The organism is Methanospirillum hungatei (assembly GCF_020216685.1).
GTDB classification, from domain to species: domain Archaea; phylum Halobacteriota; class Methanomicrobia; order Methanomicrobiales; family Methanospirillaceae; genus Methanospirillum; species Methanospirillum hungatei_B.
The window spans coordinates 1-12558 of record NZ_JAIWNS010000085.1 but is presented as its reverse complement, the minus strand read 5'-3'; the positions used below and the strand labels follow the sequence as shown (position 1 = coordinate 12558).

Here is a 12558-nt window from a genome sequence, read left to right as displayed (position 1 = left end):
GGAACAAAAGAAGCGATATCCCACTTTTCGAAGGCAATACAGATACAGGATTTTCCAATATACGTTGAATCGGTTGAAACCATCGAAGAAACCTACACCGGCGAGTTTCAAACGTTTAGTATAATCAGGGGTGACATGGGTGAAGAGATGGCTGAACGGATGGATACTGCAATCCAACACCTTACACTTATTGGTAAATACAGCAAGACCGCGGCTAAGAATTCAACTACGTTGATAGAGATGATGCATACTTCTCTGGAAAAACAGGATCAGATGCTCAACAAACAGGATCAGATGCTCAACAAACAGGATCAGATGCTCGGAAAACAGGACGAAATGATCTCCCTTCAGCATGAAACCGTCGATGAGATCAAAGGCCTTCGAAAAGACTCCAAATCATATCTTGATAAAGAATTTTCAGAAATCCACAAGAGACTTCATTCTATAGAAAATGCCCTCAATGACGCCGGAATAAAAATCCATTAACCCCCATTCAAACACATCAGAAAAAGATCCCTGATACCTCACCGCCCCGTCTCCCATGAAACAATATTTCTCGTTTCAGGATCAAAAACCACCCCGACTCCAATCACCGGCCGACCATCCGACCGGTACTTTTCTGCATACCTTTTCTCCTGAATCTGTGCAAGAGGACTCTTTCCCTTCTTATCACCAGATGACAGAACTTTGAATTCAAAAATCCAGATAGAATTCTTTGTTATAATGGTAAGATCAATCCTGCCCCGGTTTGTTGTGTCCTCTGCAATAACCTGGTACCCGAGACTTGCAAAGTAGGCATATGCGACACTTGCATAGTACCCTTCAAAACCAGATAACTGATTTTTCCTGTACCAATCGTGAGGTACAGAGGCAAAGAATGAGTGAAAAACCTCCCGGAGGTTTTCAGCATCACCAGTGCTCATAACACGGTCAAGGTTTCTCTGGATAGTACTGGCCTTGGAGTTTTTCGTAAGTAACTCAAGCATGAGAGAAGAGAACGCACTTTTCACCTCCAGGTTTATAACAATAATTTTAATAGGAAACAAACATACACTAACCCATTCATGCCCGTTTCAGTCCTGTATGTAGATGATGAACTTCCGCATCTGATGCTTGCCCAGGAGTATCTTGGTGCCTCGGGAAAAGTCTCGTTAACCTGCGTTTCTTCCGGAAAGGAAGCAATAGATGCGTTGCGAACAGGGAAGTTTGATGTTATCGTATCTGACTATCTGATGCAGGATATGGACGGGATACAGCTCCTCAAGTACGTACGGGCAAACTATGAGGGCACCCCGTTCATCCTCTTTACCGGCAAAGGAAAGGAAGATATCGTCATTTCTGCCCTGAACAACGGCGCAGATTACTACATCAGAAAAGGAAGTGATCCGGTTATACAGTTCAGTGAACTTGAACAGCGGATCCTGCAGGCATATGAAGGACATCATGCAAAAGAAGAACTTGCTGCACGGGAACAGCTCTACCATTCCGTTCTGACCGTACAGACTGAACTCTTTGTTGACATCCTGCCTGACCTTACCATCATCAGGGCAAATGACTCATACGGTGCCCTCTATGCCATGCCTGCGACTGATCTCATCGGAAAAAAGTTCTTCCATGACATATCTGATGAAGACCGGGCAGGACTTGTTGAAACGGTCCGGTCACTGACACCAGAAAACCCGGCAACCGATCTTGAGACGGTGGTCACCTATCCGGACGGAAAAAAGAGCGAGATCCTCTGGCATATTGAAGGGGTATTCAGCTCTGATGGGACGGTCGTCAGTGCCAAGGCAACCGGGCGGGACACCAGCCAGGCTGAGATGGCACGGGAGGTCCTGCAGCAGTCTGAACAGAAATATCAGCAGACGACGACCGATGTCCCCCAGCATATCGGTGACTTTGATGAGAATGTTCCATTGAACTTTATCATCGAAAACACACAACCCCTGGGAAACTGGCTGCTTCCTGAACTGGTCAGGGAGATGAAAGCGCAAAAAGCCTATGGGATCGCAGCGACAGCCGGGGCGGAAGGTTTTCGGGCATTTCTCATCTTCATGAAAGGGGAGCCGGAAGGGGGCATATATATTGACCGGTCCGGGGTCCTGTATGGTGACCGGAGTGTCCTGTTTCTGAAAAACAGCCAGAACTTCACCTTCTATCCCACTGAACCTGAGATCGCGAACCGGTTTGTGACCGGCTGCCGCATCTATGATAAAAGTCATCTCCGGGTCCCGGCATCAAACCCCATCCCCGAGATCTCTTCAGTCAGAAAAGGGATAGGAAATATCATCATCAACCTGGTGCGAGGCGGGATGCCTGCTGCCGGTCTGCGGGTTACTATCAAGAGCGGTGGTAAGATTGTCGGCAATGATGTCACCTCTCTGCAGGGCCAGACTACCTTCCAGTTACTCTACGGGCAGTATACCGGGGTAATTCACAACGAGACAGGCATTCTCCGTTCCTTCTCTTTTACAGTTGATAAACCTGAACTCATCCACACCGTCGATCTCTCCTGAATCAATACTGTGCTCATAACGTTTTTCCCTTACCGGGTGGGATTATCCTATGAGATAGTCAGGTTTTAAAAAACCGGCATCGTGAGATATGAACTGATCGATCACATAGTTTCAGGAAAGTCCCGGGACAATTTCACTCACCGATATCTTCACCTTGCGAGGTCACGCGGGATTCTCAGGGAGGTTATCATGCGGCTCTACCCAAAGATGATTCTAATCATTGCATGCACGTTCTTTGCAGTCATGTTTGTGCTTCTGTTCTCGTTTGAGTTGACCATCATGGACTCATTCTCCTCCCTTGAGGAGAAGTATGTGGAGCGGGATCTGATACGGGCTGAACATGCCATTGATGAAGAAGTAAAAAGATTGCAACAGATTGCAACAGACTGGGGAGAATGGGATACCACCTATGACTTTGTCCAGAGCCGTGATCCGAAATATATCTCATCGAACCTTGCTTTATCAACATTTCAGGCATTACAGATAACCTCCTTAATTATTCAGGACCTGAACGGATCGGTTATTGTCGGGAGAGGGCTGGGAGAGAGGAAGGATCATCTGACCGGTGTTCCCACCGAACTTGCAAAGGCGGTAATGCAGATCAGCATCTCTCCGCAGGTGAAGCGTTCAGGTATTCTTGAATGGAATAATTCAGCCTGGGTATTTGCTCAGAACCCCATCCTTACCACGCATCAGGGGGGGCCATCCAGAGGGACCATCACGGTATTAAACCCTCTTGACCAGGACAAACTCTCCGATATATCTGATCAACTACTCCAGAATGTGACGGCCAGGATCCTCACCCCGGAAGAGAGGAGCCAGGGATATCAGGACCTGAACGGATCACAGGTGACCGGTGATACGATTCTGTCGAGCAGGGTTCTCTCAGATATCCATGGTTCTCCGTTTTTACTCCTCCAGGTACAGAGTGTCCGTGATCTGTATGAGAGCGGCCTTTTGACACGGGACTATCTCTTCTTCTCACTCTTGCTTCTGGTAATATGTTTCATGGGGGTTGCCATCACCCTCATCAACCTGATTGTGATAGCCCCCCTCTCAGAACTGAATGCCGAACTTGCACAGATCGGAAAAACCGGACTCTTGTCAGGTCGTCTTAAAACCGGGCGTGATGATGAGATCGGTGACCTGAGCAGATCCATAAACCAGATGCTTGACCAGATTGAGCAGGCGGTAGAGCAGCGGCATGCAACCGAACAGCGTCTCTCACGGCTTATCGCCCTTGCTGAAGAAGGAATCTGTCTTGTCGGTCCGGATTTCCGGATCTGGTTTGCAAATCCAAAACTTGCATCCATCTTTGGCAGGACGCCGGGTGAACTGAACGGGATGGAGATAACGGATCTTCTCGAAGGTGAACCCATACCGGTGAATGAACTCCTCAGAGATCAGTCGGTTCACCTGGAACTGCATACCAGAAAGAAGGATGGCACTGAGCTCTACGTCAGGGTGGTTTCTGCACCCTATCCCCTTGACACCGGGCAGGAAGGGCACCTGTGTGTGATCAGCGATATAACCACCTTCAAGGACAACGAGAAGGCACTCCTCCTCTCCAATAAGAAACTCAGCCTGCTCGGCAGTATGACCAGGCATGATATCGTCAACCAGCTCACCACCATCAGAGGGATGCTGGGTCTGGTCCATCGGAAGACAACCGATGAAGTCATCTTAAACCTGGTAGAAGCTGCAGAGGAGGCTGCTGACCGGGTCAACAAACATATCGAGTTCTCCAAGGAGTATCAGAAGGCCGGGATGCAGGCACCCATCTGGCAGAACCTTCGGACCTGCTGGAGTCTTGCCTATGCAATGACAAAGAAAAAGGGGCTTACCTTCACGTATGAAGGGGGAGATTATGAGATATTTGCTGATCAGCTGCTCCAGAAGGTATTCTACAACCTCATCGATAACAGCCTCAAGCATGGGAAGAATGTCTTTTATATCACGATTCATACCCGCCTGGAGGGGAAGGATCTCATCATCAGTTATGAGGATGATGGTGAAGGGATTCCGGAGAATATGAAAGAACGGGTGTTTGAACGTGGAGTAGGTTCAGGTACCGGGTGGGGCCTCTTTTTTGTCCGTGAGGTCCTTTCGCTGACCGGGATTACCATCACCGAACAGGGGACATTCGGCATCGGGGCACGGTTTCTGATAACAGTTCCGGAGGGAGGATACCGGCCGGTGAAGGAGCTGCAGATCGAAGAGGAGTAAACCTCTGTGACCTCCTGGCATCGATCCTCTATACCATGAACCGGAAGGTGGCCCAGGCGATGATCAGCATAAGGACAGAGTATTTCAGACCGGCAGTCACCCGGCCCTCTCCCATTACTCCTGCCACAAGCCCTGAGAAGAATCCCTGGAACATGCCGGCATGGGAGAATACCCGGATATAGAGGGCAAGATCAAAACCACCGAGATTAAACCCGGCCTGACCGGATGCCCCGGTTTCTGCTCCGAGATCGGCCATGGTCTTTAAGAATGAAGAGACGAGGATCATGACAACGAAGAGGAATACGGCAAAGGATGCAAGGATGATGATGACATAGATGAACATGTTGTTCTTCCGGTCAGTCTTCATGATCACGTACTCTGCCGAGTCCTTTCCGGCCGCACGAAGCACCTCAACGATATCACCACCGGCATCACTGGCCCGCGCAACAAGATCCACACTCCGCTCTACAAGAGGGATGGGGATCTCTTTTCCCAGCTGGCGGATGGCATCGATAAACGCAAAGTTCCAGGATATCCGCTGATCAAGCTGACGGATGTGAGGAGTCAGAGCACCATACTCTGCCTGGGAGACCAGGTGAATGGCTCCGGGAAGGGTCATCCCGCTCTCATGCATCCCGGCAAGGTCCCTGAAGAAGTTCGGAAGCGCAGCCTCAATACTGGATATCCGCCGGCCCTCCAGAAAGTCAGTTATCGCGAGTGGTCCGACGATGATTACCGTAGTAAAAACTGCAATGTCATCGATAAATGAATTGGTAAGTATCGCCTCAGGACCGCCCTGCTGAATAACCATGGAAAGTCCGATGATAAAGACCAAAAGCCCTGCCGGGACAGATACATAGAGGATATTAATCGGCTTTTCAAACAGGGTCCTGAAGGGGTGCTTGACAAACCGGAGTGCACCTTCAGAGTAGTGGTGATAGGTATCTATCTTTTTGTAGATCTCATCACTCTTCGGATCTGCCGAAGGTTCCACTTTCTTCTTCTCAAATAGTCCCATCTTCACCACTCCGGAGTCATTGAATCGATCAGCACCACAAACATCACACTCCCGAATGGGATGATGAGGTAGATGATGATGTACAGAAACAGGGGAGTTGATTCTCCTGAGAGGATCGCCATGATCGACTGGATAAGGATCATAAAGAGTGTTCCTGCCACAAGCGCCGTGACATAACTTTCCGCAATCAGTGCCAGAGTGTCAAGGAACTGCTTTTGTGTCTGCCTGTTCTCACCGGTATACTGCTCAGCCTTTGTCCTGAAATAGTCAGAGATATTACTCCCCGCCGCGACACTTCCGATACACCCCTGTAAAAAGTCACGCATACGAGGGCTCGGGGTGCTCATCGAGACATTCTTGAGTGCTTCAATCAGGTCCCGGCCAAAGACATCCACTTCAAGGATGATGTATCTGGCCTCCACCGATGACTCGCCATAAATGGTAGAGTTCCCAAGCTGCCTGAAGACCTCTGCCGGTGTGATACCCGCAGTCGACATGGCTGCAAGATAGTTGATCGCATAAGGGAGGGTCGTCTCAATATCACGCCGCCTCCCCCCGGCGACGATGGAGGGGTAGACCAGGTAGATGAGAAACGTGATCCCGTACAGGACCACGAACGAGACGATTCCGGCGATGATGGTTCCAAGCAGAAGATAATACCCTTTGAGCTCGTTGATGGTTGCTGCAATGTCTGTCGGGATGTTACCACGAAAGGTGATGAGTCCGGGGACATCAAGAAGAAAGACCAGGAGCGCAATCAGGAGTGAACCGATGATACCAACAAGGACAGAGGTGAAGATGGCGGTTGCAAGGTAGGCTTCAAAGGTGATCCCCATCCGTGCAGATTTAAGATTCTCAATGAGCTCATAGTACTTCTCGCGCTTCCCTGACATCCGGCTCCCGAGTAGGGAGAAGCAGAACCGCTCATATGAATTCATTGCCACCAGACCGTATCTGCTCCATCAGGGTTTCGGCATCCCTGAAGTACGAGACGACAATCTTGCTTACATCACGGAAGTCGCGGATCTTCTTCTCACGCATCCATTCAAGGACCTCCTGACGCTGGAGCAGGTCACGCCTGATCCGTTCCTCATCCCACCCGTGTGCCTCCATGATCTCTTCAAGAATGAATGACTTTCCTGAGTAGGAGATCTCATCGGTTGCCTGCCGCCACCTGAACACCTCATTTGTGATCAGTTCATTTGTCCTGGGATCGATGTCCAGTACCTCGATGATCTGTTTGTTCCTCCTGATGCGCTGACCACCGACCCGTGCCTGTATCTGAACACATACCAGGTTCAGCGCTGACAACATGTTCCTGGGCACAGAGATGGGGGGGTTTTCAAGACGGTGGACTGCTGAGGATACCGAATCCGCGTGCATGGTCGAGTAGGTGACGTGGCCGGTTGACATCGCCTGAAAGAGGGTAAGCGCTTCACGGCCACGGACCTCACCCACAATCAGATACTCCGGACGCTGACGAAGCGCAGCCTTGAGGAGCTCATACATATCAATCTCCCCTTTCCCGCTCACGTCAAAGGACTCACGGGTGACACTCGGGATCCAGTTGGAATGGGGCAGTTTCAGTTCACGGGTATCTTCAAGGGTGACGATCTTTGCAAGCGGCGGGATAAAGAGGGATATTGCGTTCAGTGAGGTGGTCTTTCCTGAAGCCGTCCCACCCGCAAAGATACATGACTTTCCGTTCTCGACCGCAAGCCAGAGAAATGCAATTGACAGGGGTGAGAATGTACCCCACTCAATCAGGTCGGTCGGGGTGATTGGTTCGTCCTTGAACTTACGGATGGTGAAGGTAGAACCATGAGCAGTCACCTCAGAGCCGAGGGTCATCTGGATACGGGACCCGTCCTGCATGGTGGCATCAAGCATCGGATCTGCAACGGAGATGTGTTTTCCTGCTCTCTGGGCCAGTTTGGTTACGAATGAATCAAGTTCAGCAGCATCGGTGTAAAAAAGGTTTGATTCTATAGATTCATACCTGGAGTGGTAGACAAAAAGCGGCCTTCCCACACCGTCACAGGAGATATCTTCGATAAACCGGTCATGCATCACCGGGTCGACAAGACCATCACCAAGAAAGTCCTTTTTCAGATGGTAATGGATCTTCTCATAGGTCAGGGGATCCAGATTGATGGCATAATCGGCAAGAACCTCGTTCATCATGGACTCAAGGGTCTCTGCCGCAGTCTCCCTTGAGATCTGCCGGGTGTTCACATTCACCCGCTCAAAGATCCCTTTTTTGAGCTCTTCAAGAAGTTTCTTTTCTGCGTCGTTATAAATGGGCTCTACAACCTCGTAGAGGTATTCGTGCGTGATATAATTGTAGGTGATACGGATGTATGCAAACGGCGGATTGACCGGATATACCTCAATCTCCTCGGTCCCCGGCGGCGGTTCAAAGGTGAGGTTGACCATCATCCCGTGAACCTTGGGATCATACTGCTCACGTTTCTTTGCAAGTGGAGTTATCTTACTAAATGAACTGAACAAAGACTTCTTTTTCGGTTCTGAAGTCCCGGACTCAGGAACTGGCTGCACCGGGACATCCTTTTTCCCAAGACGACGAAGTCCGGATGGTTTTTCAGCTGCCTCTTTCTTCTTCCCACCGAGCGCGGATAATTTCGAGGGCTTTGCTGGCGGGGTCGGTTTTACCGCAGCCGGATCTCCGGCTCCTGTATCCTTCCCCTTGACACCATTTTTCTCTTTTTTTAAACTCCCCACCCTGACTTTCATGATGAACCCGGCTGATCAGGACAAACAACAGTACAACACCCCACCTCTGCTCTGACCCTGACCAAAAGAGACACCCCCTTTCTTCTACTACCATAATTACATAAGCCGCAATAAATAGATAATGGCGTAACTATCCATGGCAGTGTGCATGGATTCTCCATAGTGACAGACCATCATGACAGAAGAGTCTGATGACAAGGCCGGAACAATGGTCCGGACCTATGTCGGAAGAAACAGGACAGGTATAAACGGATTTGATCTGGCTCTTGACGGGGGATTTCTCCCTGGGAGCACGATCCTGCTTATCGGTTCGGCTACATCAGGGATCGATCAGTTTGCCCGCCAGTTCTGGGAGATACTTCCTGAGCACCGGAGATTTTTCATGCTGGACGGGTACCTTCTTGACGGGATGGTCCATGCACGGGGGTTGTCAACCGCAGAAATTTTTGCCCATGCCGGAGACGGCGGACTCATTATTGATTCTCTCTCAACCCTCATCATGCGTGAGGGGATTGAACCGGTCCTTGCCGGAGTGGTCTCATGCAGGGCCACCATTCAGGCATCACGGGACAATGCCCTCTTCACCCTGTACGAAGGCCTCCATGCCCCGTACAATGAGATACTGCTCATCAGGCTCTGCGATGTTGTTATCCACCTGCATGAAGATATGCATGGAAACGAGATCATCAGAACACTTGATGTAAAAAAACTGACCGGGCTGCAGCCTCCGGGAAGACTGCTTCCGTTTATCATCACCGGAAAGGGTATTGAGCTCTCAACCACGTCACGGGTGGTATAAATCACATCCAGTCAAGAAATCTTTTCAGACGGCCCGTCTTCTTCTCCTCATCATCTTTTGGTGTATGCCCGAACCGGCTGTTGATATCGGCAAAGTCTATGTAATCAGGATCAGTTTCCGGGAGCCTCTCTTCTGCAAGGATAATCCCGGATGAGCCGGTCCGCTCCCTGACATTCACCCAAGTCTTCGAAACCGGGATTTCAGGCGGTGATGGAGGGATTGGCTGCACAGGCTCACCTTCATCCTCATCAGGAGAAACCCCAGAAAAATGATCCTCTTCTGCCGTTCTGCTCACCAGGAAGTCGACATAATCTTCAACCTGGGCTCTGAGCCGGGGACTTAAACGTGCAATCTTCTCCTCAAGAGTCATACATCACCGAAATGTCGGGACCAGAGAGAGCACTCTGCAGGCATGTTCTGCGAGAGATGTGTACAGATAGGCTTCTTCCAGAGTTTTCCCGGTTGCAAAGGTTCCATGACCCCTGGCTATGCACAGACCGGTCAGTGCCAGACAGTCGGCCACGTCATCGGCCAGTTCCCTGCTCCCCGGCTCACCAACGGCAATCGGGATCGTAGGACAGAACATCTTCCCTTCACTGTCAAGGGGAGTTATCTCATCAAGTACTAATGATGCAGCGACTGCATAGGGGGGATGGGCATGCACAATGGCCCGGTGCCGTGTCTGCTGGTACACTGACCGGTGAACCCGCCATTCACTCGATGCTTCAGAAGGGACATCCCCAAAGAGGGGAACACGGACAAGGTCACCTGGCTCATCCAGGTATGAACCCGATCTCGTGATAAGAAAACTCTCCTCCCCGTCTCGGATACTCATATTCCCAAAGTTCCCCCCGATCAGATGCTCTGAAAAGAGACGTTTTCCTATCCGGGCAAATTCTTCAGATGTCATATCTTACACAAACCGGATGCCGACATCCTTCATTTTATTGAACCGTGCCACATTCAGAAGGAGCGGAGTGATACTCTCTACGATATGTGATGAAGAGAGCGGGCCGGCATCATATGCCTTCAGGGATGATATCTGATTTACCAGATCCATGACGATCTGCTTGGCCTCTGCATCATCCCCGCAGACGGGGACTGAATACTCAAGTTCGCTTGAGATATCTCTCCACCGGTTTCCTGCAATATTATTAAACGCCGTGCATATCCGGGTGGTTTTCGGAAGAATGTTCTGAAGGAAGAGTGCTGCTGAACCCTCCGCCGGGGGAGTGTATACAAAGCATTCACGCCGCTCCATCGGGTTTACCGGACTGATAACTATCTTTCCTTCCCAGCCTGATATACTTTCGACGGTGGATTTGAGATGTTTGAAGGGAATTGCCAGTATGATTACATCAGACTCCGCAACGACGTCCTGATTGTTTCCGGATCTGACCGAGCAGTCAATACCCCGTTCTTTGGCAGAGATAAGACAGGTATCACAGGTCTCCTGTGCTTTTCCCGGATCCCGGGATCCGACACAGACATCCATGATCCGGGACAGCCGCATCGCCATCCCTTCACCTATCTCTCCGGTCCCTCCGACGATTCCAACCCGCACGTTATGCCACCAGGGGTCTAAGAACCGATTCCAGGGTATCTGCCTCTGTCACTCCCTGGAACTTCTGGACCACAATACCATCCTTCTCAATGATGATTGTCGGAACAACAGAGATGTGGTAATTCTGGGCTTCAGCCATATGCTCATCAACATTGATCTTGCGTATCTCCACAAGATCCCCCATGCGGTTTTTGAGCTCTTCAAGAATCGGGCCCATTCGCTTGCACGGTCCGCACCATTCAGCATAGAAGTCCATAAGAATCGGTTTTGACATGCTGCACCTTAGCTGAATTGCGTTAAAAAAACAGATAAAAGTATGGTATCGGTTATTTGGAGAGGATAGACATGATAATCCGCCCATATGCCGGACGAGTTACCAGAACACCCACTAAAACACCGAGAATGGTAATGATTGCAAAGCCACGCAGAGTTGAAAGATCCATAACAGCCAGGGGAAGCATGGCGATAAGGACTGTTCCTGCGGATGCCACAATGATACCAAGAGCCCGTTTCAGCCGTTTCAGATACAGATTCGGCGAAGGCACCTTACCTTCATGCAGGATTTCATCAGTGATGATCACCAGCTGGTCAATTCCTGTACCCAGAACCGCAATCAGACCGGCGATGGTCGCAAGGTCCAGCTGCATGAAGAAGGTCGTGAATGCAAGCAGGATGATGATTTCAGAACCATTGATGAGCACCATCGGGAAAACGATGCCCGGCTCGCGATACCGGATAAATACACTCAGGGCAACAGCGAGAAGTGCAAACACACCGGCAAGGACACTCCAGAATTTGAACTGGTCACCAAGTTCAGGTGAAACTGACCCGGATCCGGCAATGGTCACACCAACCGGCAGCGCACCATTTCTCAGATGAATCTCAAGAAGCTTGGCCTGCTCCCGTCCTTCTTCACCCACACCGGTTGAGGCAAGCAGGTTTGAGGTTGCCCGTGACTGCAGTTCTGCAGCAAGGTCTGGTGAAAGCGGAGCAGAATAGACCACATTTCCATCGAGGATCATATCCAGATTATGGCCTTCTGGTTTCTTGGTTGCACCAACTCTGATGGCAGCCTGCCGAAGCTCCTCTGCTGCGTCATGCGTTATGACAAAGGACACTCCCCAGTTATTGCTGTTCGGTGGTGTCTGGGAGGGGTTTGCAACAGACTGGATGGCATCACCAAAGAGGACATGTTCCGTCTCATTGCCGGTGGTGTGGATACGAATCTCAAACTTCCCCTGTTTTCCGACAATCTCCTGGGCTTCTCCCATCGAGACCCCGGCCATCTCAATACGGATGTACCGGCTGATGCCATTGAGAGCAGTGATGACGTAGACCTTTGCATCACGGGTCCCAAGACTGTTGATCTTGTTCTCCAGGATACGCTTCACATCATCTGCAGTCTCCTTGGTCACTCCGGGATTGAACGAGACCAGTTCGGTTTTCAGCTCGGCCATTATCGCACGAAGTTCTTCTTCAGAGACGGCGCTCCTGATTTCAACCGTATTCTGATCAATCAGGTTCACTTCTGCATCAAGACGGGTCTTCAGCTCAGGGATGAGTTTATCAAGCGTCTGATCTGATTTGAATGTCACGATGGCCGACTGAAACTCGAGCTGAATCCAGGAACCACCATCAAGGTCAAGGCCAAACTGAAGATTTGTATCAAGTCCGGACGGGC

Annotated in this window: 13 protein-coding genes; 4 read left to right on the top strand and 9 right to left on the bottom strand. The window is 50.3% G+C overall.

Annotated elements, in window-relative coordinates; genetic code table 11:
- The coding region (locus LDL35_RS05195) for an acylphosphatase (RefSeq protein ID WP_304020157.1) at window positions 1-486 on the top strand (486 nt) is incomplete at its 5' end.
- A gap of 38 nt (window positions 487-524) precedes the next feature.
- Here the strand turns inward: LDL35_RS05195 and LDL35_RS05190 are convergent.
- Window positions 525-1010, bottom strand: coding sequence for a PD-(D/E)XK nuclease domain-containing protein (locus LDL35_RS05190; RefSeq protein ID WP_304020156.1), 486 nt, complete (start codon window positions 1008-1010; stop codon window positions 525-527).
- Window positions 1011-1064: 54 nt separating this feature from the next.
- On the opposite strand from LDL35_RS05190, the gene LDL35_RS05185 reads away from it, so the two are divergent.
- Together LDL35_RS05185 and LDL35_RS05180 are read left to right on the top strand one after the other, a co-directional pair.
- Entirely contained in the window at window positions 1065-2516 is a 1452-nt protein-coding gene (locus tag LDL35_RS05185; RefSeq protein WP_304020155.1) for a response regulator, read from the top strand.
- Window positions 2517-2705: 189 nt separating this feature from the next.
- The gene (locus LDL35_RS05180; protein WP_304020153.1) at window positions 2706-4742 is read left to right on the top strand and encodes a CHASE4 domain-containing protein; all 2037 of its coding nucleotides are present in this window, start codon (window positions 2706-2708) and stop codon (window positions 4740-4742) included.
- A gap of 28 nt (window positions 4743-4770) precedes the next feature.
- On the opposite strand, the gene LDL35_RS05175 is transcribed toward LDL35_RS05180, so the two are convergent.
- From LDL35_RS05175 to LDL35_RS05165, 3 genes are read right to left on the bottom strand one after another with little or no spacing between them, the layout of a single operon-like run.
- A complete protein-coding gene (locus tag LDL35_RS05175) occupies window positions 4771-5760 on the bottom strand; it encodes a type II secretion system F family protein (protein WP_304020151.1) in 990 nt (329 codons plus the stop codon).
- Between the two features lie 2 nt (window positions 5761-5762).
- Window positions 5763-6698: a type II secretion system F family protein gene (locus LDL35_RS05170; RefSeq protein ID WP_304020159.1), complete on the bottom strand. Its 936-nt coding sequence runs from the start codon at window positions 6696-6698 to the stop codon at window positions 5763-5765.
- Window positions 6685-8514 (bottom strand): type II/IV secretion system ATPase subunit, encoded by a 1830-nt coding sequence (locus LDL35_RS05165; RefSeq protein ID WP_304020150.1) that lies wholly within the window; start codon window positions 8512-8514, stop codon window positions 6685-6687. The genes LDL35_RS05170 and LDL35_RS05165 overlap by 14 nt, the downstream gene beginning before the upstream one ends.
- 175 nt (window positions 8515-8689) lie before the next feature.
- Between LDL35_RS05165 and LDL35_RS05160 the strand changes: the two genes are divergently transcribed.
- Window positions 8690-9313 (top strand): hypothetical protein, encoded by a 624-nt coding sequence (locus LDL35_RS05160; protein WP_304020148.1) that lies wholly within the window; start codon window positions 8690-8692, stop codon window positions 9311-9313.
- Window position 9314: 1 nt separating this feature from the next.
- On the opposite strand, the gene LDL35_RS05155 is transcribed toward LDL35_RS05160, so the two are convergent.
- The 5 genes from LDL35_RS05155 to LDL35_RS05135 all read right to left on the bottom strand — a co-directional run.
- Window positions 9315-9683: a hypothetical protein gene (locus LDL35_RS05155; protein ID WP_304020147.1), complete on the bottom strand. Its 369-nt coding sequence runs from the start codon at window positions 9681-9683 to the stop codon at window positions 9315-9317.
- Between the two features lie 3 nt (window positions 9684-9686).
- Window positions 9687-10223, bottom strand: a complete 537-nt coding sequence (locus LDL35_RS05150) for an aldolase (RefSeq protein ID WP_304020145.1) — start codon at window positions 10221-10223, stop codon at window positions 9687-9689.
- A gap of 3 nt (window positions 10224-10226) precedes the next feature.
- On the bottom strand, window positions 10227-10877 hold the full coding sequence (gene npdG / locus LDL35_RS05145; RefSeq protein ID WP_304020144.1) for an NADPH-dependent F420 reductase: 651 nt from the start codon (window positions 10875-10877) through the stop codon (window positions 10227-10229).
- A gap of 1 nt (window position 10878) precedes the next feature.
- The gene (locus tag LDL35_RS05140) at window positions 10879-11151 is read right to left on the bottom strand and encodes a co-chaperone YbbN (protein ID WP_011450102.1); all 273 of its coding nucleotides are present in this window, start codon (window positions 11149-11151) and stop codon (window positions 10879-10881) included.
- 52 nt (window positions 11152-11203) lie between these two features.
- The coding region (locus LDL35_RS05135) for a preprotein translocase subunit SecD (RefSeq protein WP_304020141.1) at window positions 11204-12558 on the bottom strand (1355 nt) is incomplete at its 5' end.